Below are 24,160 nucleotides of genomic sequence, written 5' to 3'. Positions count from 1 at the left end.
GCGTCCCGATCCGGGAGATGTAGTCCGACATGGGTCTCGAGGAGAAACTGCCCAGCGGGTTCCTGCTGAGCACGGTGGAAGATATGGCCGGCTACCTGCGCAAGAGTTCGCTGTGGCCGGCGACGTTCGGCCTGGCCTGCTGCGCGATCGAGATGATGGCCACCGGCGGCGGGCGATTCGATATCGCCCGCTTCGGCATGGAGGCGTTCCGCGCCTCCCCGCGCCAGGCCGATCTGATGATCGTCGCGGGCCGGGTGAGCCAGAAGATGGCCCCGGTCCTGCGTCAGGTCTACGACCAGATGACCGAACCCAAATGGGTGCTCGCCATGGGTGTTTGCGCATCCTCGGGCGGCATGTTCAACAACTACGCCGTGGTGCAGGGCGTCGACCACATCGTGCCGGTCGACATCTACCTGCCCGGCTGCCCGCCGCGGCCGGAAATGCTGTTGAACGCGATCCTGAAGCTGCACGAGAAGATTCAGGAAATGCCGCTGGGCGTCAATCGCGAGGAAGCGATTCGCGAGGCCGAGCGCGCCGCGCTCGCCAGCACCCCGACCATTCAGCTGAAGGGGCTGCTGCGATGAGTTTCGATGCACCCACCGGTACGGAGAGCCCCCCGGAGGCGGCCGTGGTACCCGAGGAAAACACCCCGGAGACAACAGAATCCGAGTCAACCGAACAGCGCGAACCCGCAGCGCCCGCCGAAGAAGTGATCGGCGTGCGCAAGGGCATGTTCGGGGTCACGGGCACCGGTGACACCTCCGGCTACGGCCGCTTGGTGCGCACCATCAATATGCCCGGCAGCACGCCGCCGCCCTACGGCCCGGTCTTCGACGAGATCATCGCGCACCTGCGCCTGGCCCTGGCCGAGACGTTCGAGGAGGCGCTCGAGAAGATCGTCGTCTTCCGGGGCGAGCTGACCCTGCACATCCGCCGCGAGCACCTGGTGCGGGTGGCGAAGACGTTGCGCGACAACGAGGCCCTGCGTTTCGAACTGTGCCTGGGCGTGAGCGGCGCACATTATCCAGAGGACACGGGGCGCGAACTGCATGCGCTCTACCACCTGATCTCCATTACCCACAACCGTCGGGTGCGCCTGGAAGTCTCGGTGCCGGACGCCGATCCGCATATGCCGTCGCTGTATTCGGTCTACCCGACCAATGACTGGCACGAGCGGGAGACCTACGACTTCTTCGGCATCCTGTTCGACGGTCACCCCTCGCTGACCCGCATCGCCATGCCCGACGACTGGCGTGGCCACCCACAGCGCAAGGACTATCCGCTCGGCGGAATCCCGGTCGAATACAAGGGCGCGCGCATCCCACCGCCCGATGAGCGGAGGTCGTACTCGTAATGAATGACATCGACACCAAGTCCCAGCCCGCCACCTCGGAACGGCCAGAACGCGCGGTCACCGTCGTCGGCAATGACTGGGACGAGATTCGCAGTGCGCTCGACGGGGTCGCCGAGGAGCGCATCGTCGTGAACATGGGCCCGCAGCACCCCTCCACGCACGGGGTGCTGCGGCTCATTCTCGAGATCGAGGGTGAGACCGTCACCGAGGCCCGCTGCGGCATCGGGTACCTGCACACCGGCATCGAGAAGAATCTCGAGTACCGCAGTTGGGTGCAGGGCACCACCTTCGTCACCCGCATGGACTACCTGTCGCCGTTTTTCAACGAGACGGCGTACTGCCTGGCGGTCGAGAAGCTCCTCGATATCACCGACGATATTCCCGAGCGCGCCAGCGTCATTCGCGTGCTGCTCATGGAACTCAACCGCATCTCCTCGCACCTGGTGGCGCTGGCCACCGGCGGCATGGAGTTGGGTGCGCTCACCCCGATGCTGTTCGGTTTCCGTGAGCGCGAACTGATCCTGGATGTGTTCGAGACCATCACCGGTCTGCGCATGAACCACGCGTTCATCCGCCCCGGCGGTATCGCCCAGGATCTGCCGGACGACGGCGTGCAGAAGGTGCGCGAACTCCTCGATCTGCTGCCGAAGCGGCTGCGGGACATGGAGTTGCTGCTCAACGAGAACCCCATCTGGAAGGCCCGCACCCGCAATGTCGGGTACCTGGACCTGACCGGCTGCATGGCGCTGGGCATCACCGGCCCGGTGCTGCGCTCCACCGGCCTGCCGCACGATCTGCGCAAGACCCAGCCGTACTGCGGTTACGAGAACTACGAATTCGACGTCCAGGTCGACACCGGCTGCGACTGCTACGGCCGCTACCTCATCCGCGTCAACGAGATGAAGGAGTCGGTCAAGATCGTCGAGCAGTGCCTCGACAAGCTGCGGCCGGGCCCGGTCATGGTGGCGGACAAGAAGATTGCATGGCCTGCCGACTTGCAGCTCGGGCCGGACGGCTTGGGCAACTCGCCCAAGCACATCGGCAACATCATGGGGACCTCCATGGAGGCGCTCATCCACCACTTCAAGCTGGTGACCGAGGGCCTGCGGGTGCCGCCCGGCCAGGTGTACGTGGCGGTCGAATCGCCGCGCGGCGAGCTGGGCGTGCACATGATCAGCGATGGCGGCACCCGGCCCTACCGGGTCCACTACCGCGACCCGTCCTTCACGAATCTGCAAGCGGTGGCGGCGATGTGCGAGGGCGGCCTGGTCGCCGACGTGATCGCCTCCGTCGCCTCCATCGACCCGGTGATGGGTGGTGTCGACCGTTGACCGAGATCCTGCTCAACCTGACCGTGCGGCCCATCCCCTACCCGGAGAAGGTCCGCGATCGGCTGCAAGTCGAGGCCCAGGAGATCATCGAACGCTATCCGCATTCGCGTTCGGCACTGCTTCCCCTTTTGCATCTCGTGCAATCGGTGGAGGGGTACGTCTCGGGGACCGGCATCGAATTCTGTGCCGAGCAGCTGGGATTGACCGATGCCGAGGTCACGGCGGTCGCGACCTTCTATTCGATGTACCGGCGCACGCCGACCGGTGACTATCACGTCGGTGTCTGCACGAACACACTGTGTGCAGTCATGGGCGGGGATCAGATCTTCGCGGAGCTCAAGCAGCACTTGGGGATCAAGCATGGGGAGACCACCGCCGACGGCGCGGTCACCCTCGAGCACATCGAGTGCAATGCCGCCTGCGACTACGCGCCCGTGGTGATGGTCAACTGGGAGTTCTTCGACGACCAGACCCCGGAATCGGCCAAGGCGATGGTGGATTCGCTGCGGCGCGGCGAGCAGGTCACCGGCTCGCGCAGCGGCATTCCGCTGTGCACCTTCCGGGAGACCGCCCGCATTCTCGCCGGCTACGAGGACCAGCGGCCCGGAGCCACCGACGGCGCGGCGGGACCCGCGACGCTCGCCGGTCTGCAGGTCGCCGAACAGGATTCGACCGGAGGTGCTCGGTGACGACTGCTCTGACACCCGTCCTCTCGAAGCACTGGGGCGACCCGGACGGCTGGACCCTGGCGGCCTACCGCCGTCAGGGCGGATACCAGGGGCTGTCCAAGGCCCTGAAGATGCAGCCGGACGACGTCATCGCCACCGTCAAGGACTCCGGTCTGCGCGGCCGTGGTGGCGCGGGCTTCCCGACCGGCATGAAATGGGGTTTCATCCCGCAGGGGCCCGGTCCCGACGGCACCGTCAAACCGCACTACCTGGTGGTCAATGCCGACGAGTCGGAACCCGGTACCTGCAAGGACATTCCGCTCATGCTGGCGGCCCCGCACACCCTCATCGAGGGCGTCATCATCGCCGCCTACGCCATTCGCGCCTCGCATGCCTTCATCTACGTGCGCGGCGAGGTCGTGACGGTGCTGCGCCGGTTGCAGGCCGCCGTCCAACAGGCTTATGCCGCAGGCTATCTCGGCCGCAATATCCAGGGCTCGGGATTCGATCTCGAGATCGTGGTGCACGCCGGTGCGGGTGCCTATATCTGCGGCGAGGAGACCGCGCTGCTGGACTCCTTGGAAGGCCGCCGCGGTCAGCCGCGCCTGCGTCCCCCGTTCCCGGCGGTCGCGGGTCTCTACGCGTGCCCGACCGTGGTCAACAATGTGGAATCCATTGCGTCCGTGCCGTCCATCCTCGCCAATGGCGTGGAGTGGTTCCGGTCCTTCGGTACCGAGAAGTCGCCGGGGTTCACCCTCTACTCGCTCTCGGGTCACGTGACGCGACCGGGCCAGTATGAAGCCCCCCTCGGAATCACGTTGCGGGAGTTGCTGAAATACGCGGGCGGCGTCCGCAAGGCCCACACCCTGAAGTTCTGGACCCCGGGCGGTTCGTCGACCCCGATCTTCACCGCTGAACACCTCGATGTCGCCCTCGACTACGAGGGTGTGTCGGCGGCGGGTTCCATGCTCGGCACCAAGGCGTTGCAGATCTTCGACGACACCACGTGTGTGGTGCGGGCGGTGCTGCGCTGGACCGAGTTCTACGCCCACGAATCCTGCGGCAAGTGCACGCCGTGCCGTGAGGGGACCTATTGGCTGGTCCAGCTGCTCGAGCGGCTGGAGCACGGCCAGGGCCACGAGACGGATCTGGACAAGCTCGCCGACATCGCCGACAACATCAACGGCAAGTCCTTCTGCGCGCTCGGCGACGGTGCGGCCAGCCCGATCTTCTCCTCCCTCAAGTACTTCCGCGACGAGTACGCCGAGCACATCCGCCTCGGCGCCTGCCCGTTCGATCCGGCCCGGTCCACCGTCTGGGCGGAAGGTGCGCGATGACATCCACAGTGAGCTCCAGTACCAGCGGCGGCGTGACACCCGCCGACATGGTGACCGTAACCATCGACGGCACAACGGTTTCCGTCCCGCCGGGCACGTTGGTGATCCGGGCCGCCGAACTGATCGGCACCCAGATCCCGCGCTTCTGCGACCATCCGCTGCTGGATCCGGTCGGTGCCTGCCGCCAGTGTCTGGTCGATATCGAGGGCCAGCGCAAGCCGGTCGCCTCGTGCACCCAGACCGTGGCCGAGGGCATGGTGATCCACACCCAGCTCTCCTCCCCCGCCGCTGCGAAGGCCCAGGAAGGGGTGATGGAGCTGTTGCTCATCAATCACCCCCTGGACTGCCCGGTATGCGACAAGGGCGGCGAGTGCCCGCTGCAGAACCAGGCCATGTCCAGTGGTCGTGCCGAATCGCGCTTCGACGGCGAGAAGCGCACCTACCCCAAGCCGATTCCGCTGTCCTCGGCACTGCTGCTGGATCGTGAGCGGTGCGTGCTGTGCGCGCGCTGCACCCGGTTCTCGCAGCAGGTGGCCGGTGACCCGTTCATCGAACTGATGGATCGTGGTGCGCTGCAACAGGTCGGGATCGCCGCCGGGGAGCCGATGGACTCCTACTTCTCCGGCAATACCGTGCAGATCTGCCCGGTCGGCGCGCTCACCGGCAGCACCTACCGGTTCCGCGCACGGCCCTTCGACCTGGTGTCGAGCCCGGCGGTGTGCGAGCACTGCGCCTCGGGTTGCGCGCAGCGCACCGATCACCGGCGCGGCAAGGTGATGCGCCGTTTGGCCGGTGACGACCCGCAGGTCAATGAGGAATGGAACTGCGACAAGGGCCGATTCGCGTTCGCCTACGTCACCGAACGCGACCGCCTCACCACGCCGATGGTGCGCAGCTGGAAAGACGGGACGCTGCAGCCCGCCTCCTGGTCGGAGGCGATCAATGCGGCCGCGCGCGGGCTGGCCTCGGCGCGCGGCAATGCAGGCGTCCTGCTCGGCGGTCGTGTCACCCTCGAGGACGCCTACGCCTACTCGAAGTTCGCGCGAGTCGCGTTGAACACCAACGACATCGACTTCCGGGCCCGCGAGCACTCCGGTGAGGAGGCCGACTTCCTGGCCGCCCGCATTGCCGGACAGGGCGTCACGGTCGACTACGCGGCCCTGGAACGCGCGCCGTTCGTGCTGCTCGTCGGCTTCGAAGCCGAAGAGGAATCCCCGATGGTGTACCTGCGGCTGCGGAAGGCCGCACGACGCAACGGGACTCCGATCTACTCGCTCGCCCCGTATGTGACCCGCGGCCTGCAACGGATGTCGGGGACGCTGCTGCTCACCGCGCCCGGCGCGGAGCCGCATGTGCTCGAATCCATCCGTACCGGCGAAACCGATGACACCACAGCCGGTTACACCCGGTTGGGTGAGGTGGCGTCGCTGCTGCGGGAACCCGGCGCGATCATCCTGGTCGGCGAACGCCTGGGTGGCATCCCCGGCGGCATGTCCGCCGCGGCCCGCCTGGCCGACGAGACCGGCGCGGCCCTCGCGTGGGTCCCGCGTCGTGCCGGTGAGCGTGGCGCGCTCGAGGCGGGTGCACTCCCGGTACTGCTGCCGGGTGGTCGACCCGTCGCGGATCCCTCTGCGCGCAAACAGGTTCAGGACGCCTGGGGTATCGGTGACCTGCCCATGACACCGGGCCGCGACACCTCCGCCATCCTGGCCGCCGCACCGACACTGGGCGCACTGCTCATCGGCGGTGTCGAGGTCGGCGATATGCCCGACCCGCACGCCGCATTGCGGGCCATCGACGCCGCGTCCTTCGTGGTGTCGATGGAGTTGCGCCGCAGCGATATCAGCGACCGCGCCGATGTCGTGTTCCCGGTGGCCTCGGCCATGGAGAAGGCGGGCACCTTCCTCACCTGGGAAGGCCGGCACCGGCAGTTCGATGCCGCGCTGCGCGACTCCACCGTGCGCCGTGAGGCCGCGCCCATGCCGGAATACCGGGTGCTCGACGCCATCGCCGCCGACATGGGCATGCGCCTGGGCTTGCCCGACGCGGCCAGTGCCCGTGCCGAATTGGCCGATCTCGGGGTGTGGGACGGCCCGGCCGCCGCCACCCCGGTGCACCGTCCGCACCCGATCGCCCAGCCCAATCCGGGCACCGCGGTGCTCGCCTCCTGGCGCATGCTCATCGACCGCGGTCGACTGCAGGACGGCGAACCCAACCTGGCCGGCACAGCCCGCACCCCCGTGGTGCGGCTGTCTGCGCACACCGCCGCCGAAATCGGCGTCACCACCGGCGATCCGGTGACGGTCGGCAACGACCACGGCCACATCACCCTGCCACTGGTCGTCACCGAGATGCCCGACCGCGTGGTGTGGCTGCCCATGAATTCCCCCGGGTCCGACGTGCTGGTGCAGCTCGGAACCACACCCGGCCACATCGTTCGCATCCGACGGGAGGACCACCGTGAGTGATCTGAGTATGTTCGGCCACGACCCGTGGTGGCTGGTGCTGGTCAAATCGGTCGGCATCTTCGTCTTCCTGCTGCTGATCCCGATGCTCGCGGTGTACGCGGAACGCAAGATCGTGGCGTTCATGCAGATGCGTGTCGGACCCAACCGGGTCGGGCCGCGCGGCAGCCTGCAGTCCATCGCCGACGGCGTGAAGATGCTCCTCAAGGAGGACATCATCCCGGCGATCGTCGACAAGCCGATCTTCATTCTCGCGCCGGTCATTTCGCTCATCCCGGCCGTGATGGCGTTCGCTGTCATCCCGTTCGGGCCGACGGTCACCATGTTCGGGCACCGCACACCGTTGCAACTGACCGATATGCCGGTGGGTGTGCTCTACATCCTCGCCATGGCGTCGGTCGGCGTGTACGGCATCGTGCTGGCGGGTTGGGCGTCGGGTTCGACCTATCCGCTGCTGGGCGGGCTGCGGTCTACCGCGCAGGTCATCTCCTACGAGATCGCCATGGCGCTGTGCTTTGCGGCGGTGTTCCTGCTCTCGGGCAGCATGTCCACCTCGGCAATCGTCAAGGCACAGTACGGAACCTGGTATGTGTTCCTGCTGCTGCCGTCGTTCCTGATCTACGCGGTGTCCATGGTCGGTGAGACCAACCGCGCGCCCTTCGACCTTCCCGAGGCCGAGGGTGAGCTGGTCGGCGGCTTCCACACCGAGTACTCGTCGCTCAAGTTCGCCATGTTCATGATGGCCGAATACATCAACATGGCAACGGTTTCCGCGCTCGCCACCACGCTGTTCTTCGGTGGCTGGCACGCGCCGTTCCCGATCAGCCTGTGGGCGGGGGCTAACTCCGGCTGGTGGCCGATGCTGTGGTTCGTCGCCAAGGTGTGGACGTTCCTGTTCGTGTTCATCTGGTTGCGCGGCACGCTGCCGCGACTGCGCTACGACCAGTTCATGAACCTGGGCTGGAAGCTGCTGATCCCGGTGTCGCTGGCCTGGGTCATGTTCGTGGCGACCCTGAAGGTGCTGCAGGACAACGGGACCCACATTCAGACGGCCGGAATGGTGATCGGCGGCATCGTGGTCTCGGTCGCGATGCTGGGCTTGGTGATCCGGGCCGGGCACGCGGGCGACGACCGCAGCAAGGCATCGCCGGATCCCGACTCCACCCGGGCGTACTCGGAATTCCCGGTGCCGCCGATGCCCGCCGAACCGATGGCGGCCACGCCGAAACCCGGTCTGCTGGAACCACTCGGCGGCTTCTACGTCACCGCGTCCACCATGTTCAAGAAGCCGAACACCGAGCTCTACCCCGAGGTCAAGACGCCGACCGCGCCGCGCTATCACGGCCGGCACCAGCTCAACCGGCATCCCGACGGTCTCGAGAAGTGCATCGGCTGCGAGTTGTGCGCGTGGGCCTGCCCGGCCGACGCCATCTTCGTCGAAGGTGCCGACAACACCGAGGACGAACGCTTCTCGCCCGGTGAGCGTTACGGCCGCGTCTACCAGATCAACTACCTGCGCTGCATCGGCTGCGGCCTGTGCATCGAAGCGTGCCCGACGCGGGCGCTGACCATGACCAACGAGTACGAGCTCGCCGACGACAACCGAGCCGACCTCATCTACGAGAAGCAGGATCTGCTCGCGCCGATGGAGCCCGGCATGGTGGCCGCGCCGCACGCCATGTACCCGGGTGCGGACGAGGGCTCCTACTACCGCGGTGAAGTTCCCGGTGCGCCCAGCGAACTCGCCGGAGCCGAAGGGGTCAAGAAATGATCGATCCGTTGGCTACCAACAACATTGCCCAGCAGGGCCAGCAGATCGTCACCCACACCTCCACCGGTGAGGCCGTCCAGTTCTGGATCCTCGCGGTGGTGGCGGTGCTCGGCGCGCTCGGCATGGTCTGCGCGCGCAAGGCCGTGCACTCGGCACTGTGCCTGGCCGCCACCATGATCACGCTCTCGGCGTTCTACATCGCGCAGAGCGCGCTGTTCCTGGGCATCGTGCAGATCGTCGTCTATACCGGCGCGGTCATGATCCTGTTCCTGTTCGTGCTCATGCTCGTCGGTGTGGATTCCGCGGAGTCGCTGCGGGAGACGCTGCGTGGACAGCGGCTCGCGGTCATCGTGGTGGGCATCGGATTCGGCATGCTGCTCATCGGCGGCATCGCGAGCGGTGTCCGCGGAAAGTCGGTCGCCGAGACCGGGCCCGGGCTCGGCGGCAACGACACCATCGGGGCGCTGGCCGAACTCATCTTCGTGCGCTACGTGTGGGCGTTCGAGCTGACCGGTGCGCTGCTCATCACGGCCACCATCGGCGCGATGGTGCTCGCACACCGCGAAAGGTTCGGTCCGCCGACCGATCAGCGCACGCTGTCGAAGGAACGCTTCCGCGTCGGCACCCGGGTCACCCCGCTGCCGACGCCCGGCGTGTACGCCCGCCACAATGCCGTCGACTCGCCCGCGCGACTGCCGGACGGCACCTTCGAGGAGCTGTCGGTCAGCAGCATTCTGCGGCACCGCCGCGACCGCGCCCACACCGAGGCCGTGGTGCTGACCGTCGGAGACGGCAACGGCGACAACGACAGTGACGGCAACGACTCCCCCGAGGAAGGCTTGCGGTGAACCCGGATAATTATCTGTACCTCTCGGCGCTGCTGTTCACCATCGGCGCGGCCGGAGTCTTGGTGCGGCGCAACGCCATCGTGGTGTTCATGTGCATCGAGCTCATGCTCAACGCGGTCAACCTGGCCTTCGTCACCTTCGCGCGCGTGCACGGCAACCTCGACGGACAGGTGTTCGCCTTCTTCACCATGGTGGTCGCCGCCGCGGAAGTCGTGGTGGGCCTGGCCATCATCATGAGCATCTTCCGTGCCCGCCGCTCGACCTCGGTCGACGACGCAAGTCTGCTGCGGTACTGACATGGACACCTCACAGATGATGTTGTGGCTGCTGCCGGCGCTGCCCCTCGCCGGTGCCGTGATCCTGCTGCTGCTCGGCAAGGCCAGCGACAAATGGGGACACCTGCTCGGGACCCTCATGGCGCTGGCCTCGTTCGGGGTGGCGGCGTGGGCGTTCAACGACATGCTGGGCCGGTCGAATGCGCAACGGGCCCTGCACTACACGCTGTTCGAGTGGGCTCCGGTCAACGGGCTGAAGATCGACTTCGCGCTGCAACTGGATCAGCTGTCGATCTGCTTCGCACTGCTGATCACCGGGGTCGGATCGCTGATCCACATCTACTCCGTCGGCTACATGGCCCACGATCCGGGGCGGCGGCGATTCTTCGCCTACCTCAACCTGTTCCTGGCCGCCATGCTGATGCTGGTCCTCGCCGACAACTACCTGGTGCTGTACCTGGGCTGGGAAGGCGTCGGCCTGGCGTCCTACCTGCTGATCGGGTTCTGGTACGAGAAGCCGTCCGCCGCAACGGCGGCCAAGAAGGCGTTCGTGGTCAACCGGGTCGGCGACATGGGGCTGGCCATCGCGCTGATGATCATGTTCGCGACGTTCGGGTCCATCGACTTCCGGACCGTCTTCGGGGCCGCCGGGCACGCGAGCACCGGAACCCTCACGGCCATCGGGCTGTTGCTGCTGCTGGGGGCCTGCGGTAAGTCCGCGCAGGTGCCGCTGCAGTCCTGGCTCGGGGACGCGATGGAAGGCCCGACACCGGTGTCGGCGCTCATCCACGCGGCCACCATGGTCACGGCCGGTGTGTACCTGATCGCGCGGTCCAACCCGATCTTCGATCTCGCGCCCGGTGCACAGGCTGCCGTCATGGCAGTCGGTGCAGTGACTTTGGTGTTCGGTGCGATCATCGGCTGCGCCAAGGACGACATCAAGAAGGCCCTCGCAGCCTCGACCATGAGCCAGATCGGGTACATGGTGCTCGCCGCCGGACTCGGGCCGGTCGGCTACGCGGCCGCCATCATGCACCTGCTGACCCACGGGTTCTTCAAGGCCGGACTGTTCCTCGGCGCGGGCTCGGTCATGCACGCCATGAACGACGAAACCGATATGCGCCGCTACGGCGGGCTGCGCAAGCTGCTGCCGGTCACCTACGCCACCTTCGGGCTCGGATACCTTGCGATCCTCGGGGTTCCGCCGTTCGCGGGGTTCTGGTCCAAGGACCGCATCATCGAGGCGGCGTTCATGCACGGCGGATTCGGTGGCATCGTCACCGGAATCGCGGCACTGTGCGGTGCGGGCGTCACCGCCTTCTACATGACCCGCGTCATGATCTTCACGTTCTTCGGTGAAAAGCGCTGGCGTGAGGGCACGCATCCGCACGAGGCACCGGCCTCGATGACGGGCCCGATGATTCTGCTGGCCTTCGGTTCGGTGTTCTCCGGCATGCTGTTCGCCTACGGTTCCTCGCTCACCAACTGGCTCGCGCCGGTCGTCGGCGTGGACCACGGCGAACCGTTCATCCCGGCCTGGGCGATCACCTTCTTCGCCCTCGCGGTCGTGGCGGCGGGCATCTGGATCGCCTACGACCAGTACGCGAGCAACCCGATCCCCGAAACCGCGCCCGCCGCAACGCCGCTCGTCGAGGCCGCCCGCCGCGATCTCTACGGCGACGCCGCCAACGAAGCCGCGTTCATGCGGCCCGGTCAGCACCTGACCCGGTCGCTGGTGTTCGTCGACAACCGCGGCATCGACGGTCTGGTCAATACGACGGCCGCGATCGTCGGCGGATTGTCCGCTCGAATCCGGCGTGTACAGACCGGGTTCGTGCGCTCGTACGCCCTGTCCATGTTCACCGGCGCGGCCCTGGTGGTCGCCGCCCTGCTGGCGGTGAGGTTGTTTTGAGCGACTTTCCTTGGCTGACTGTGCTGTGGGCGGTTCCGCTGGCCGGGGCCGCGCTGGCACTGCTGTTCCCGGGTAGCTGGCGTACGGGGGTGCGGAGTTTCGCGCTGCTGGTCTCCGTCAGCACGCTCGGTATCGGGATCTATCTGGCCACCCAGTTCAAGAGCGGTGGCGAGCAGTACCAGTTCGTCGAGAAGCGGGAATGGATCCCGGCCTTCGGGGCGGGCTACACGCTCGGAATGGACGGCATCGCACTGGTTCTGGTGCTGCTGACCGCCGGACTGGTGCCGCTGCTGCTGCTCGCCGGATGGCAGGACGAGCGTGAGGTCGGTAGTGGGCCGCGGGTGGCGCACTATTACGTGGCGCTCACCCTGGTCGTCGAGTCCATGGTGCTGATCTCGTTCACCTCCTTGGACATTCTGCTGTTCTATGTGTTCTTCGAGGTCATGCTCATCCCGATGTACTTCCTCATCGGCGGGTTCGGACCCAAGACCGGGGATCCGGCGGTGCGGCAGCAGCGGTCGCGGGCCGCGGTGAAGTTCCTGCTGTACAACCTGTTCGGCGGGCTCATCATGCTGGCGGCGGTCATCGGGCTCTACGTCATCACTGCGCGGGAGAAGCTGGGCACGGATGGCGGCGGGACGTTCGACTTCCGGACCGTCATGCAGGCCGCCAACTCCGGGCAGCTCGGCGCGACACCGGCGGTGCTCAACGCGCTGTTCCTCGGCTTCATGTTCGCGTTCGCGGTGAAGGCTCCACTGTGGCCGCTGCACACCTGGCTGCCCGACGCCGCAGTCGCGGCCACACCGGCCAGCGCGGTACTCATGATGGCGGTGGTCGACAAGGTCGGAACCTTCGGCATGCTGCGCTACTGCCTGCTGCTGTTCCCCTCCGCCACAGCCACTTACGCGCCGCTGATCAGCGTGCTCGCGGTGATCGGGATCATCTACGGAGCGCTGCTGGCCATCGGGCAGACCGATGTCATGCGGTTGATCGCCTACACCTCGATCTCGCACTTCGGATTCATCATCCTCGGCATCTTCGCGCTCACCACGCAGGGCGGGACCGGGGCGACGCTGTACATGGTCAACCATGGCATCTCCACGGCGGCGCTGTTCCTCATCGCCGGATTCCTGGTGTCGCGCCGCGGATCTCGGGCCATCGCCGCGTTCGGCGGGGTGCAGAAGGTCGCGCCGATCCTGGCGGGCACCTTCTTCATCTCCGGCCTGGCCACGCTGTCGCTGCCCGGGCTGGCACCATTCATCAGTGAATTCCTGGTTCTGATCGGGACATTCACCCGCTACCCGGTGGCGGCCATCTTCGCTGCCTCCGCGCTGGTGCTGGCGGCGCTGTACATCCTGTGGATGTACCAGCGGATGATGACCGGCCCGGTCAAGGAGGGCAACGAGCGCCTCTACGATCTGCTGCCGCGCGAAATGGTGGTTGTCGTACCGCTCATCGCCGCGCTGCTGTTCCTCGGCGCATACCCGAAACCGGTGCTGGACCGGATCGATCCGGCCGTCGCCAAGACGCTCACCACCATCGGCCAGCACAATCCGGCACCGGCCGTCCAGCCGGAAGCCGCCCAGACGAACACCGGAGGTGCCCACAAATGAGTGGAGGTCTGCTGCTCGCCGCGACAGTCCCGGCACCCAGCATCGAATACCGGTATCTCTCACCGATGCTGATCGTGTTCGGGGTCGCCGTCGCGGGCGTACTCGTGGAGGCATTCGCGCCCAGGCAGTTCCGGTACGGGACGCACCTGGTGCTCGGCCTCGGCGGACTCGCCGTGGCGTTGGGCGCGGTGATCGGGCTGCGCGACGTGCGCGACACCGCCGTGGTGGGAGCCGTTGCCATCGACGGGGTTTCGCTGTTCCTGCAGGGCACCATCCTCGTGGTGGGCATCCTGGGACTGCTGTTCATCGCCGAACGTCGCGCCGACCGCATGCCGGTGCGGCGCGAGGGACCGGGCACCTGGAGCCTGACCGCATCTCGTGGCGGTGTGGACGCCTTCACCCCGCAGGCGGCCTCCACTCCCGGTAGCTCGGATGAAATCGCCGCCACCAAAGCGGGAGTCGCGACCACCGAGGTCTTCCCGCTCACGCTGATCGCGATCGCCGGGCTCATGCTGTTCCCGGCCTCCAACGATCTGCTGGTCATGTTCGTGGCGCTGGAAGTGCTGTCGCTGCCGTTGTATCTGCTGTGCGGGCTGGCGCGGCGTCGCCGGTTGCTCTCGCAGGAGGCGGCGCTGAAATACTTCCTCCTGGGGGCGTTCTCGTCGGCGTTCTTCCTCTACGGGATGGCGTTGCTGTACGGGTACGCAGGCACTGTTCGACTGGAAGGTATTGCCGAGGCAGTCACCCGCGATGCCGGAAACTCGCACATCCTGGCCATTCTCGGTGTCGCCATGCTCGCGGTCGGACTGCTGTTCAAGATCGGTGCGGTGCCCTTCCAGTCCTGGGTGCCCGACGTCTACCAGGGCGCGCCCACACCGATCACCGCATTCATGGCCGCCGCCACCAAGATCGCGGCAGTCGGTGCATTGTTGCGGGTGCTGTACGTGGCGGTGCCGGACCTGCGCAACGACTGGCGACCGGTGCTGGCGGCCGTCGCCATCGCCACCATGGTCGTCGGCGCGATCCTCGCCGTCACCCAGACCGACATGAAGCGCATGCTCGCGTATTCCTCGGTCGCCCACGCCGGCTTCATCCTGACCGCGCTCGTCGCGGCCACCACCGCGGGCGTCTCCTCGGTCCTGTTCTACCTCGTCGTCTACAGCCTGGGCACCCTCGGCGCATTCGCCATCGTCAGCCTGGTCCGCGACGAAAACGGCGACGAAGCAACAGGTCTCGCCTCCTGGGCAGGCATGGGCCGCCGCTCCCCCTGGCTGGCCACCATCTTCTCCCTGTTCCTGCTCTCCTTCGCCGGCATCCCCCTCACCAGCGGCTTCATCGCCAAGTTCGGCGTCTTCGCCGCCGCCACCGGCGGCGACGCAGCCACCCTGGTCATCGTCGGCGTAATCTCCAGCGCCATCGCAGCCTTCTTCTACATCCGCGTCATCGTCCTCATGTTCTTCACCGACCCCCCAACCACCCCACCAACTCTCGTCTACCCGACGATGACCAGCACCATCATCGCCCTCACCGCCGCAGCCACCCTCATCCTCGGCATCTACCCCCAACCCCTCCTCGACCTGGCAAAGAACGCCGCAGTCTTCACCCACTAACCCCGTCAGCATTCTCAGGCCCGCTGCGAATCCCGCAGCGGGCCTTTCCATATTCAACCGAGCCCAGGTCGGTGTGGCGGTCAGCTCTCGATAAGGACGCTCGAGGCCTCAGCGAGAAAGGCTTGGGCCGCAGCCGGATCGGGTGGGCTGTCCGGTGTCTCGCGCGCCAGGAAGAGTAGACCCACGTAAGCGGAATACGCGAGCTGTGCTCGATGGCGCGCGCGTTCGCTGTCGTAGCCGAGTTCTTCGAATGTTCTCGCCACCAAAGCGATCCGGTCCTCGGTGACTCGATGCACGACAGCACGCACCTGCGGATTGCTGAGCTCGCCGAGTAAATGAACGTGTACCGACGGCGCGAGGCTTCGACTGAAGTCGATCGCACTGCGCAACAGCAGTTGGAGGCGTTCGGCAGGATCGGGGATTGCGGCGACGGCCGCCAGGCCGGGCGCTCCGTGCGAATTCTCCCAGTACGCCAGGGCGGCGTCGATGAGTTCCTCACGGTTACGAAAGTGCGCGTAAAAGCTGCCTTTGGTCACGCCCAGGCTGCGTGCCAGTGGATCGAGGACGACCGCCGACAGCCCGCCCTGGGCCATCGCCTCCATGGCAGCGCGGGCCCAGTCTTGTGCTGAGAGCCGGGAGTCATTGGGACGCCTCACGGGCCGAGGATACCGCACGGTATTGACAGACCCTTCCCGGCGCGTTAATACTTCACGGTATCAATACCGGACAGTATTGATACCGCAAGGTACGAAGGCCGCGAACCCCGAAGGGGATGCCGATGCTGCAAATCGCCGATGACCTGTCGATATTGGACGGGAGGCCGCGGTACGGGATCAACGTTTATCTCGTCGGCGATGTTCTGATCGATGCCGGGACCCGCTATGCGGCAGACCGGATCCTGCGCCAGATGAAAGACCTGCCATTGGCCGCTCACGCCGTCACCCACGCCCACCCGGACCATCAAGGGGCAAGCCACCGGGTATGTGCGGAATTCGACATCCCACTGCTGTGCGGCGACGGGGACGCGGATGCGATGGAATCCGGAGACTTCGCGTCATTGGCTCCGGTCAATCCGGTTACGCGGTGGCAGATGCGGTTCTGGGTGGGGCCGGCGCATCCAGTGGCCCGCCGCCTGAAAGAAGGAGATGTGGTCGGCGGCTTCACCGTGCTGGAGACCCCGGGGCATTCCCCGGGGTCGGTGTGCTTCTGGCGGGACAGCGACCGGGTGCTGATCGTAGGGGACGTCTTGTTCGGTCAAAGCGAGATCACCGGGCGTCCCGGCCTGCACGAACCACCGCGGGGTTTCACCCTCGACCCCGGCCGAAACCGCGAATCCATCCGTCGTCTCGCCGCGCTGAACCCAGCCACGGTGTGTTTTGGGCACGGACCCGTACTCGACAACCGCGACAACGACCTGGCCCGATTCGCCGACACGTTGAAGGACGACCTGTGAGGACCCACAACCCTTCGGGGACAAGCGCATTCAGTGGGGCTGAGAGCCCCGAGCAGTGGGATCGGATCATTCCGGCTCCGGCCGCCGCGGCGGGCGCCTACCACCAGTTCACCGTGATCGATGACTTGGTGTTCACGGCGGGGCAGATCGCGATTCGCGACGGCGCACTCGTTGCGACCGGCCTTGTCGGCCGCGACGTCGACATCGAGTCCGCCCGTGAGTGCGCACGGGCCTGCCTGCTCAATGTGCTCGCCCAGATCAGGTCTGCCGCAGGCGGTCTCGACAAGGTCGACACATTCGTGAAGCTGACCATCTTCGTCGCCAGTGATCCGGGCTTCACCAGTCAGCACGTTGTCGCAGACGCGGCGTCCCAGCTACTCACCGAACTGATGGGGCCGGCCGGCAGGCACAGCCGGTCTGCGGTAGGCGTCGCCGCTCTACCGCTGGGCAGTCCGGTGGAGATCGAGGCAATCGCACGGATCGGCGGTGCGGTGTGACGTCGGCAAATAGTGAGGTGCTGGTGAAGCATCGGTTCATCCGTGGCTGCGACGGCACGCTGTTGCACTGGCAGTCTTGGCTGACCGGCCCCGCGCCGCGCGCGGTTGTCCAGATCGTGCACGGATTGGGCGATCACGTCGGACGCCACGACCGGCTCGCCACCATCCTCGCCCGCGCGGGCTACGCCGTCTACGCACTCGACCAGCGCGGCCACGGCTACTCCGACGGGCCGCGGGCAACTATCCACCGATTCCGCGACGTGGTGGCCGATCTCGCTGCATCGGTGAGTCTCGCCCAGGCCGAGAACCCGGAGTTACCAACATTTCTCGTCGGTCACAGCTGGGGTGGATTGGTGTCCCTGACTTACGCGGCACAGCATCAACGACGCCTGTCGGGAATGGTACTGGCCGCCACCGCGGGTAGCTCCCGACCCATCCCCGCAGCCCAGCGAGCAGCGGCGACAACGCTGGCCCACGTCCTGCCCAGCCTGGGAACCCGCAAACTCCCGTTCGAGCTGGCCACCCGCGACCCTGCAGCTGCGCGCGCCTTCCACACCGACAAACTGGTATACCGCAGACGTATCCGCGCTACCACCGCGGCGCAATCGCTGGCGGCCATTCATCGACTCCACACGCAACTGCCCACGGTTACAGTGCCGATGCTGCTGATGCACGGTACCGCCGATGCGATCGCTCCGTGTGCCAACAGCATCTACATCGACGACCACATCGGTTCGGCCGACCATACGCTGGTGCTGTTCGACGGTCTCTACCATCAGCTCTTCAACGAGCCCGAGCGCGAGGCGATCACGACCACAGTTCTGGACTGGCTCGCCGCGCGAATCTAGGGGGAACGGTCGAATTATCCAGGTGGAGAACAGTTCTCACGGCAGGCGCCAGCGGAGCCGCAGGGCACGAGACCGATGCTTCGCGCAGTTCTTCGGACTTCCCGCCGACAGCGACTGCTGCCACCCGACGCCCTGACGTCTACGCTGGATCCATGGAACAGGATGTGCGGCAACGCCATTCTTCCGCTTTCGGTGCAGCGGCAGCTGCCTACGCCGCACATCGACCCGACTATGCGCTTGCCGCAGTGCGGTGGGCGCTGGGGTCGGCGCGGGGTTCGCGAGTACTCGACCTCGGGGCCGGAACGGGGAAGCTCACCGGCGGGCTGGTCGCGCTGGGGGCCGATGTGATCGCGGTCGAATCAGCAGTTGGCGGGCAGCGACGGCGGGTCTGCACCTTCCCGAGTCGGGGTGCCCGCTTGGTTTCGCGCTCCCGAGCAGGCCGAGTTCGCGCACACGCAACGCCGCACCGCCAACACTCTCGTCGCGACAATCGCCACGCGCGCAGGGATATTGGTCATGCCTGACCGAGAACGAGAGGCCACGCTCGGCCGAATCCGCGGCTATCTGTCGGCCGCGCCGGAGACAGCCTGCGGCGAATTCACGCTGCCGATGGCGACGGGAGTGCTGCGTACACGCCGACGGTGACGGTTACCCCGCGAGTGCAGGCGGTTTCTGCTTTTTGATCGGGGATCGGTGTGATGCTGGTGGGGTGCGGAGTGCAACGGTTCGCGGGCGATTCGCGAAATACTCGCGGTAGCCACGGGGAGAGGAAGACTCATGAAGCGGATCGCGGGCGTATTGATGGCGGCGGTGGCGGTGGCGTTGCTGACCGCTTGTCAGGATGGGAATTCTGTGCCGACGCCGGTCGGTGCGGCGACTACCACCGGGACGGTGCCGGGGGCGGTGCAGCCGAGTGTGGGCACGCAGGTGCCGGGGACCACGGCGGGTGGTGACGGTGCGCCGGCCACGGCGGGCAATGGGAAGTGCGTGGATTTGAAGTCGCCCGTGGTTACCGCCGCGCTGGGCAAGATCGGAAAGAGTGTGGGCGGTAATGCCTTTGTCGCCTACAGCGGGACCGATGCATCCATTGGTTCGTGCCCGGCGCTGCTGTGGGTGCTCGCCGACACTGCAGGCGGCACGGCCAGTTCGCCGTGGCATCTGATGTTGTTCAATCACGCGGGCTTCCTCGGCACCGCGACGTCGCACTGGACCGCCTACACCTCGGTGTCCGGCTCGTCCGATCGCAGTGTCCAGGTGGAATACCGTTGGCTCGCGGCCAAGGACGCCAGTTGCTGCCCCACCGGTGGACCGGTGATCGTCACCCTCACCCTGGGCGCGGACGGTCACACGGTGACTCCCGATCGGGACTTCCCCACCGAGGTCATCAATCCGAAGTAACCCGAATCACGAGCAATAGAGACCGAATTGATCGGCCTCCATAATTAAGTGGCTTTCACGGGCCGAAATGCGTTTCTGCTGCACCTTTATCCACTACATAGCTACCCCACAGCAAGTGAATTTCTGTGGTCTCGATATTCTTTCGATCGTCAATCGGCCAGCTCTGGCCCGCACGAACCGATGAAGGAATCCGAAGACCGATGTCGATCACCCGCAAGTCGTTCCATGCCGCCGTCGTTGCGCTCCCCGTCGCCGCCGTCGTGGCCGCAGCGGGCATCGCTTCGGCCGCCCCGCTGCCCTCGCCCGTGCTGCCCGCCGCGGTCAGTGACGGCATCAACGGTGTCGCCGATCAGGCGCAGTCACAGGTCGCCGAACTCGGCGCGGCCGCCGGCATCGACCAGGAACGCGCCACCCGCATCGCCGCGGGTGCGCTGGGTGGCGCCGCGCTGGTGGGCATCCCGGGTGCGGTGATCGGTGGCGGAATCGGCGCGGTCGGCGCGGGTCTCGTCGGCGGTGCGGTCGGCGCGGTCGCGGGCGCGGGTGTCGGCGCACTCGTCGGCACCGTGACGGTTCCGGCCGGCGCGGCCGCCCTGGCCACCGTGGGCGGCATCATCGCCGAAACCGTTGCCGCCGCACCGACCGGCGGCGCGGCCCTGGCCGCCCTGCCCATCCTGCCGCTGCTGCCGTTCATCGCGGCCGGCGCCACCGCCCCGGTCGCCGCCGCGGTCGGCGCGGCCATCGGCGGCGTGGTCGGCGCGGGTGCCGGGGCACTCGCCGGTGCCGTTGTGGGTGGTGCGGTGGGTGCCGCCGTGGTGGGCATTCCGGCCGCCGTAGTCGGCGCCATCGGTGGCGGCATCATCGCCGACCAGATGGGCCCGCAGCAGTAGTCACCGCCATGCGGCTGGTTTCGTGGATCGATACCTCAGCGGTATTGCTGCCCACCCAGCCGGTGTTGGACGCCGCGCCGGGCTCAGGCCACGCTCGACCGTATGAGTGAACGAAAGATTGTGCACGGGACGGTGACTGAGGAGTTCGACGCGGTTCGAGCTGAGTTCCTCACCACGGCGGTCGCCGATGAGGCCGGCGAGGCCGGTGCCCAGCTCGCGGTGTACGTGCACGGCAGGCAGGTTGTCGACCTGTGGTTTGGAGACGAGGTCACCGGCGACACCCTGACCGGCGTCTACTCCTGCACCAAGGGCGCCGCCACCTTGGTGGTGGCGTTGCTGGTGCAGGATGGAACGCTGGATCTGGACGAGCCCATCGCGGCACGCTGGGCAGAGTTCGCCGCCGCCGGGAAGAACGGAATCACCGTCCGCGATGTGCTCACCCACCGTTCCGGTGTCATCGGCATCGACGATGGGTTCACCGCGGACGAACTCGCCGACGATGCGGTGATCGCGGCTCGCTTGGCCAGTCAGCGCCCGTACTGGAAGCCCGGTTCGGCCATGGGGTACAGCGGGTTCGTCGAATTCGCGATCGTGGCCGAGGTGGTCCGCAGGTGCACGGGGCATGCACTGCAAGACATCTATGACGAGCGCATCCGATCCCCCTACGGGCTCGACCTCTACCTCGGGCTACCCGAGGCTGAGGAGCCTCGCTTCCGGGAGATCGAGCCGGGCCTGGCCAGTCCCGACGAGTTGGCCGCGTCCTGGTCGGGTGGTCCCGGGCCGCACAGCCTCACCGGAATCGGTTACGCCCTCAACTCGAACCCACCTCTCGATCAGGTGGCCTTCGCCAACACCCGGCGGGTCCGCGCGCTCGGCCCGGCGTCCGCCGGCGGGGTCGGCAACGCCCGTGGACTCGCCGGCCTCTACACCGCCGCGGTATACGGCCTCAACGGACAACCGCCGCTGCTGAAACCCGACACCCTCGGTGAATTCACCATGCTCCACTCCACCGGCTTCGACCTCGTCGCCGGCGAGGACAAGCACTACGCCCTCGGGTTCCAGGCCAAAGGCCCGCAATATCCGTTCCTCAGCGCCCGCGCCTTCGGCCACAACGGGTCCGCGGGCTCGGAAGCCTTCGCCGACCCGCACAGCGGCATCACCTTCGGCTACGCCCGCCGCCGCTTCTCCTCCACCTGGTCCTACCCCGAACACCACCGCCTCGCCGCCGCAGTCCACGCCGCAACCGCCGCTTCGTGAGAGGGTGGCCGAATGGCGACGGTCGTGGCTCTGCATGCTCACCCTGACGACGAGATCACGCTCACCGGTGGGACTTTGGCGAAATTGGCTGATGCGGGTCACCGGACGGTGATCGTCGTCGCGTGCGACGGGCACGTGGAGCCGTTCGAGGGTTCGATCGCGCCGCGCCTGCGGGAATTGCGTTCCAGTGCAGCAGTTCTCGGTGTGGCCAGGGTCGAGCACCTGGGATATGCCGACAGTGGACACGGGCCGATCTTGTACCCGGATCCGCCCGGACGAACGCGGTTCGTCCGGGCGGGGGTCGACGAGGCGGCAGCGCGGTTGGCGGCAATCCTCGCGGAGGAATGCCCGGATGTGCTGCTGAGCTATGACCGCAACGGCGGTTACGGCCATCGCGACCACGTTCGTGTCCACGAAGTCGGTCTCCTCGCCGCGAAAATGGCCGGGGTCTCCCGAGTGCTGAACGCGACAATGCCCCGAGAGTTGTTCCGCGGCCTGACCACCCCGGCCCATTGGCTCGGCTACGACGCCACTGCAATTCGCGACGGCTACACCGCTCGCGCGGACATCACCCATCGCATCGACGTCGGCGCCTTCACCGCACAGCGGATGAGCGCGCTCGCCGAGCACCGGTCGATCCTGGACGGCCGCAGCCGCTTCGCGCGGATTGCCCGCACCCTGCGCCGCATTCCCCCACCGATTCAGGCCCGGCTGTTCCGGTGGGAGTGGTTCGCCGAGGAAGGCATGCGTGCCGGAGCGTCGGGCCCGCTCGATGACATCCTCGACCGCGCGGTGCTCTCGCAGGTGCCGCGCGGATAGGGTCGAGGCATGTCTTTGGAAGAAGTCCGGCGCGAAATCGATGAGATCGATGCGCGGATCGTTGAATTGCTCGGTGCGCGACAGGAATTGGTGATGCGGGCGGCCGCGTTCAAGCGCGACGAGGAAGAGGTGCGGGCGCCGCAGCGGCGCGCGACGATGATGGTGCGGTTGCGGGAGTTGGCGGCTCGGAACGGGGTGGAGCCGGACATTGTCGAAAGTGCTTACACGACGTTGATCGATGGATTCATCGAACTCGAGCAGCGTCGCCACCGCGCGCTCACCGCCTCGGAGCCGGCGGACGGACACTGATCCCCGAACCGGGGTCTTGACCTGGAGTGCACTCCAAAATCTAGTTTTGTGGCATGAGCAGAATCTTGATTACGGGAGCCAACAAGGGAATCGGCTTCGAGACCGCGCGGCGGTTGCTGGCCGAGGGACACACCGTTTATCTAGGAAGTCGTGATGCCGCGCGCGGGGAGCGGGCGGCTGCGGAGTTGGGGGCGAACGCAATTCAGATCGATATCGAGGATGACGCCTCGGTGGATGCGGCGGCGGCGCGGATCCGCGCCGAGGGCGGGCTGGATGTGCTGATCAACAATGCGGGCATCCAGGCCGAGATGAATGCGGACGGTTCGGTGGTCGGGGCGGCCGATCTCACGGCGGACATCATGCGAAACACGTTCGAGACCAACGTTTTCGGCACCGTCCGGGTATTGCACGCCTTCCTGCCCCTGCTGCAGGAGGCGTCGGCCCCGGTGGTGGTGAACGTGAGCAGCGGACTGGCTTCGCTGACGCTGACGGCGCAGGCCGGGACCTCCGCGCACCACTACCCGGGCGTCGCCTATCCGGCGTCGAAGACGGTCGTCAACGCGCTGACCATTCAATACGCCAGCGCTTTCCCGAACATCCGGATCAACTCGGTCGAGCCCGGCTACACCAAGACCGATCTGAACCTGAACAGTGGCCATCAGACCGTCGAGGAGGCCGCGGAGATCATCGTCCGGATGGCTCAGATCGGTGCGGACGGACCGACCGGCGGCTACTTCGACATCAACGGTCCGCTGCCCTGGTGATCAACTCCCGTATGTTCGACTCTTGTGGATGCAGAGTTGGGGCGACGATCACTGCTGGGGTTGGGTTCGGCGGTCGCGGTGAGTGCCGTGCTGACCGCCTGCGGCGGCGGTAAGAAAAAGCATGACAAGCCGACGACCTCCCCGGTCGCCCCGCCGCCCACCGGTGGACCGCTCCCGGACACCGTGATGATCATTCGTCACGCCGAGAAGCCCACCGGCTCGGGCAAGCCGTACGGCCTCACCGAGGACGGCGAACGCGACGAGGAGTCGCTGACCGTCCGCGGCTGGACGCGCGCGGGCGCGCTGGTCGAACTGTTCGACCCGCGCGCCTCCGACGGCAAGCCCGCCCAGTTGCGGGCCGGACTAGCCAGGCCCGCAACGATTTTCGCATCCGATCCGGGCGGCAAGGGCAGCAAGCGACCCGGGCAGACGGTGACGCCGCTGGCCGCCGCGCTGAACCTGACCATCGACAGCCACATCCCCAAAGGTCAGGAGGCGCAACTGGTGGCGGCACTCGCGGGTGCGGCCGGGCCGGTCCTGATCAGCTGGCAACACGAGAACATCGGGGCGATCATCGGTCAGCTCGGTACGATCACGCCGACCCCGCCCAAGACTTGGCCCGATGACCGCTTCGACATCGTGTACGTCTTCACCCGCAGCGGCACCGGATGGAATTTCGCGCAGGTGCCGCAAATGCTGCTGGCCGGTGACTCCCCCACCCCGATCGGCTGAGAGTCGTTCCGC

General features: G+C 66.8%; 25 protein-coding genes. 23 read left to right on the top strand and 2 right to left on the bottom strand.

Features of this window, described 5'->3' with window-relative positions; genetic code table 11:
* Positions 1-29: 29 nt before the first annotated feature.
* From ACFXHA_RS01375 to nuoN, 12 genes are read left to right on the top strand one after another with little or no spacing between them, the layout of a single operon-like run.
* Positions 30-584 carry a NuoB/complex I 20 kDa subunit family protein gene (locus ACFXHA_RS01375; protein ID WP_379352028.1) on the top strand — a complete coding sequence of 185 codons (555 nt, stop codon included), beginning with the start codon at positions 30-32 and terminating at the stop codon, positions 582-584.
* Complete coding sequence (locus ACFXHA_RS01370) at positions 581-1,354, top strand: NADH-quinone oxidoreductase subunit C (protein WP_379352027.1); 774 nt, start codon at positions 581-583, stop codon at positions 1,352-1,354. The genes ACFXHA_RS01375 and ACFXHA_RS01370 overlap by 4 nt, the downstream gene beginning before the upstream one ends.
* Positions 1,354-2,685 (top strand): NADH dehydrogenase (quinone) subunit D, encoded by a 1,332-nt coding sequence (gene nuoD, locus ACFXHA_RS01365; protein ID WP_379352026.1) that lies wholly within the window; start codon positions 1,354-1,356, stop codon positions 2,683-2,685. The genes ACFXHA_RS01370 and nuoD overlap by 1 nt, the downstream gene beginning before the upstream one ends.
* Positions 2,682-3,374, top strand: a complete 693-nt coding sequence (gene nuoE, locus ACFXHA_RS01360; RefSeq protein ID WP_379352025.1) for an NADH-quinone oxidoreductase subunit NuoE — start codon at positions 2,682-2,684, stop codon at positions 3,372-3,374. Before nuoD ends, nuoE begins: the two co-directional genes overlap by 4 nt.
* On the top strand, positions 3,371-4,690 hold the full coding sequence (gene nuoF / locus ACFXHA_RS01355; RefSeq protein ID WP_379352024.1) for an NADH-quinone oxidoreductase subunit NuoF: 1,320 nt from the start codon (positions 3,371-3,373) through the stop codon (positions 4,688-4,690). Before nuoE ends, nuoF begins: the two co-directional genes overlap by 4 nt.
* Positions 4,687-7,158 (top strand): NADH-quinone oxidoreductase subunit G, encoded by a 2,472-nt coding sequence (locus ACFXHA_RS01350; protein WP_379352023.1) that lies wholly within the window; start codon positions 4,687-4,689, stop codon positions 7,156-7,158. The genes nuoF and ACFXHA_RS01350 overlap by 4 nt, the downstream gene beginning before the upstream one ends.
* Positions 7,151-8,926, top strand: a complete 1,776-nt coding sequence (gene nuoH / locus ACFXHA_RS01345) for an NADH-quinone oxidoreductase subunit NuoH (RefSeq protein ID WP_379352022.1) — start codon at positions 7,151-7,153, stop codon at positions 8,924-8,926. The genes ACFXHA_RS01350 and nuoH overlap by 8 nt, the downstream gene beginning before the upstream one ends.
* The gene (locus ACFXHA_RS01340) at positions 8,923-9,774 is read left to right on the top strand and encodes an NADH-quinone oxidoreductase subunit J (protein WP_379352021.1); all 852 of its coding nucleotides are present in this window, start codon (positions 8,923-8,925) and stop codon (positions 9,772-9,774) included. Before nuoH ends, ACFXHA_RS01340 begins: the two co-directional genes overlap by 4 nt.
* Positions 9,771-10,070, top strand: a complete 300-nt coding sequence (nuoK, locus tag ACFXHA_RS01335) for an NADH-quinone oxidoreductase subunit NuoK (RefSeq protein WP_379352020.1) — start codon at positions 9,771-9,773, stop codon at positions 10,068-10,070. Before ACFXHA_RS01340 ends, nuoK begins: the two co-directional genes overlap by 4 nt.
* A gap of 1 nt (position 10,071) precedes the next feature.
* Entirely contained in the window at positions 10,072-11,961 is a 1,890-nt protein-coding gene (nuoL, locus tag ACFXHA_RS01330) for an NADH-quinone oxidoreductase subunit L (RefSeq protein WP_379352019.1), read from the top strand.
* Positions 11,958-13,574 (top strand): NADH-quinone oxidoreductase subunit M, encoded by a 1,617-nt coding sequence (locus ACFXHA_RS01325; protein ID WP_379352018.1) that lies wholly within the window; start codon positions 11,958-11,960, stop codon positions 13,572-13,574. Before nuoL ends, ACFXHA_RS01325 begins: the two co-directional genes overlap by 4 nt.
* Entirely contained in the window at positions 13,571-15,184 is a 1,614-nt protein-coding gene (gene nuoN / locus ACFXHA_RS01320) for an NADH-quinone oxidoreductase subunit NuoN (RefSeq protein ID WP_379352017.1), read from the top strand. The genes ACFXHA_RS01325 and nuoN overlap by 4 nt, the downstream gene beginning before the upstream one ends.
* An 80-nt stretch (positions 15,185-15,264) precedes the next feature.
* Here nuoN and ACFXHA_RS01315 read toward each other — a convergent pair whose 3' ends face one another.
* The gene (locus tag ACFXHA_RS01315) at positions 15,265-15,840 is read right to left on the bottom strand and encodes a TetR/AcrR family transcriptional regulator (protein WP_379352016.1); all 576 of its coding nucleotides are present in this window, start codon (positions 15,838-15,840) and stop codon (positions 15,265-15,267) included.
* A gap of 122 nt (positions 15,841-15,962) precedes the next feature.
* Here ACFXHA_RS01315 and ACFXHA_RS01310 point away from each other — a divergent pair, with 122 nt between their 5' ends.
* The 5 genes from ACFXHA_RS01310 (at position 15,963) to ACFXHA_RS01290 (ending at position 19,380) form a co-directional block, all read left to right on the top strand.
* A complete protein-coding gene (locus ACFXHA_RS01310) occupies positions 15,963-16,637 on the top strand; it encodes an MBL fold metallo-hydrolase (protein ID WP_379352015.1) in 675 nt (224 codons plus the stop codon).
* Positions 16,634-17,134 carry a RidA family protein gene (locus ACFXHA_RS01305; protein ID WP_379352014.1) on the top strand — a complete coding sequence of 167 codons (501 nt, stop codon included), beginning with the start codon at positions 16,634-16,636 and terminating at the stop codon, positions 17,132-17,134. Before ACFXHA_RS01310 ends, ACFXHA_RS01305 begins: the two co-directional genes overlap by 4 nt.
* Entirely contained in the window at positions 17,131-17,982 is an 852-nt protein-coding gene (locus tag ACFXHA_RS01300; protein ID WP_379352013.1) for an alpha/beta hydrolase, read from the top strand. Before ACFXHA_RS01305 ends, ACFXHA_RS01300 begins: the two co-directional genes overlap by 4 nt.
* Before the next feature lie 516 nt (positions 17,983-18,498).
* Positions 18,499-18,627: a hypothetical protein gene (locus tag ACFXHA_RS01295; protein ID WP_379352012.1), complete on the top strand. Its 129-nt coding sequence runs from the start codon at positions 18,499-18,501 to the stop codon at positions 18,625-18,627.
* 132 nt (positions 18,628-18,759) lie between these two features.
* Positions 18,760-19,380, top strand: coding sequence for an LppP/LprE family lipoprotein (locus ACFXHA_RS01290; RefSeq protein WP_379352011.1), 621 nt, complete (start codon positions 18,760-18,762; stop codon positions 19,378-19,380).
* A gap of 55 nt (positions 19,381-19,435) precedes the next feature.
* On the opposite strand, the gene ACFXHA_RS01285 is transcribed toward ACFXHA_RS01290, so the two are convergent.
* Entirely contained in the window at positions 19,436-19,591 is a 156-nt protein-coding gene (locus ACFXHA_RS01285; protein WP_379352010.1) for a hypothetical protein, read from the bottom strand.
* Here ACFXHA_RS01285 and ACFXHA_RS01280 point away from each other — a divergent pair.
* From ACFXHA_RS01280 to ACFXHA_RS01255, 6 genes are all read left to right on the top strand, one after another.
* Positions 19,581-20,267 (top strand): hypothetical protein, encoded by a 687-nt coding sequence (locus tag ACFXHA_RS01280; RefSeq protein WP_379352009.1) that lies wholly within the window; start codon positions 19,581-19,583, stop codon positions 20,265-20,267. The genes ACFXHA_RS01285 and ACFXHA_RS01280 overlap by 11 nt on opposite strands.
* Positions 20,268-20,369: 102 nt before the next feature.
* A complete protein-coding gene (locus ACFXHA_RS01275) occupies positions 20,370-21,524 on the top strand; it encodes a serine hydrolase domain-containing protein (protein ID WP_379352008.1) in 1,155 nt (384 codons plus the stop codon).
* 12 nt (positions 21,525-21,536) lie between these two features.
* The gene (locus ACFXHA_RS01270) at positions 21,537-22,343 is read left to right on the top strand and encodes a PIG-L deacetylase family protein (protein ID WP_379352007.1); all 807 of its coding nucleotides are present in this window, start codon (positions 21,537-21,539) and stop codon (positions 22,341-22,343) included.
* A 9-nt stretch (positions 22,344-22,352) separates the two neighbouring features.
* Positions 22,353-22,652: a chorismate mutase gene (locus ACFXHA_RS01265; RefSeq protein ID WP_379352006.1), complete on the top strand. Its 300-nt coding sequence runs from the start codon at positions 22,353-22,355 to the stop codon at positions 22,650-22,652.
* Between the two features lie 53 nt (positions 22,653-22,705).
* On the top strand, positions 22,706-23,416 hold the full coding sequence (locus ACFXHA_RS01260; protein WP_379352005.1) for an SDR family NAD(P)-dependent oxidoreductase: 711 nt from the start codon (positions 22,706-22,708) through the stop codon (positions 23,414-23,416).
* A 24-nt stretch (positions 23,417-23,440) separates the two neighbouring features.
* Positions 23,441-24,148 (top strand): hypothetical protein, encoded by a 708-nt coding sequence (locus tag ACFXHA_RS01255; protein WP_379352004.1) that lies wholly within the window; start codon positions 23,441-23,443, stop codon positions 24,146-24,148.
* Positions 24,149-24,160 lie beyond the last annotated feature (12 nt).

The sequence above is a fragment of the Nocardia sp. NPDC059240 genome, from assembly GCF_042753865.1.
Lineage (GTDB): Bacteria > Actinomycetota > Actinomycetes > Mycobacteriales > Mycobacteriaceae > Nocardia.
The sequence above is the reverse complement of the archived record's forward strand: the minus strand, read 5'-3'. Positions and strand labels throughout refer to the sequence as shown.

What these genes read in the sequence shown, in the direction of transcription:
- ACFXHA_RS01375 (WP_379352028.1), top strand. Translation starts at nt 30, where the DNA reads ATGGGTCTCGAGGAGAAACTGCCCAGCGGGTTCCTGCTGAGCACGGTG.
- ACFXHA_RS01370 (WP_379352027.1), top strand. Translation starts at nt 581, where the DNA reads ATGAGTTTCGATGCACCCACCGGTACGGAGAGCCCCCCGGAGGCGGCC.
- nuoD (WP_379352026.1), top strand. Translation starts at nt 1,354, where the DNA reads ATGAATGACATCGACACCAAGTCCCAGCCCGCCACCTCGGAACGGCCA.
- ACFXHA_RS01350 (WP_379352023.1), top strand. Translation starts at nt 4,687, where the DNA reads ATGACATCCACAGTGAGCTCCAGTACCAGCGGCGGCGTGACACCCGCC.
- ACFXHA_RS01340 (WP_379352021.1), top strand. Translation starts at nt 8,923, where the DNA reads ATGATCGATCCGTTGGCTACCAACAACATTGCCCAGCAGGGCCAGCAG.
- nuoL (WP_379352019.1), top strand. Translation starts at nt 10,072, where the DNA reads ATGGACACCTCACAGATGATGTTGTGGCTGCTGCCGGCGCTGCCCCTC.
- nuoN (WP_379352017.1), top strand. Translation starts at nt 13,571, where the DNA reads ATGAGTGGAGGTCTGCTGCTCGCCGCGACAGTCCCGGCACCCAGCATC.
- ACFXHA_RS01310 (WP_379352015.1), top strand. Translation starts at nt 15,963, where the DNA reads ATGCTGCAAATCGCCGATGACCTGTCGATATTGGACGGGAGGCCGCGG.
- ACFXHA_RS01295 (WP_379352012.1), top strand. Translation starts at nt 18,499, where the DNA reads ATGCCTGACCGAGAACGAGAGGCCACGCTCGGCCGAATCCGCGGCTAT.
- ACFXHA_RS01290 (WP_379352011.1), top strand. Translation starts at nt 18,760, where the DNA reads ATGAAGCGGATCGCGGGCGTATTGATGGCGGCGGTGGCGGTGGCGTTG.
- ACFXHA_RS01280 (WP_379352009.1), top strand. Translation starts at nt 19,581, where the DNA reads ATGTCGATCACCCGCAAGTCGTTCCATGCCGCCGTCGTTGCGCTCCCC.
- ACFXHA_RS01275 (WP_379352008.1), top strand. Translation starts at nt 20,370, where the DNA reads ATGAGTGAACGAAAGATTGTGCACGGGACGGTGACTGAGGAGTTCGAC.
- ACFXHA_RS01270 (WP_379352007.1), top strand. Translation starts at nt 21,537, where the DNA reads ATGGCGACGGTCGTGGCTCTGCATGCTCACCCTGACGACGAGATCACG.
- ACFXHA_RS01265 (WP_379352006.1), top strand. Translation starts at nt 22,353, where the DNA reads ATGTCTTTGGAAGAAGTCCGGCGCGAAATCGATGAGATCGATGCGCGG.
- ACFXHA_RS01260 (WP_379352005.1), top strand. Translation starts at nt 22,706, where the DNA reads ATGAGCAGAATCTTGATTACGGGAGCCAACAAGGGAATCGGCTTCGAG.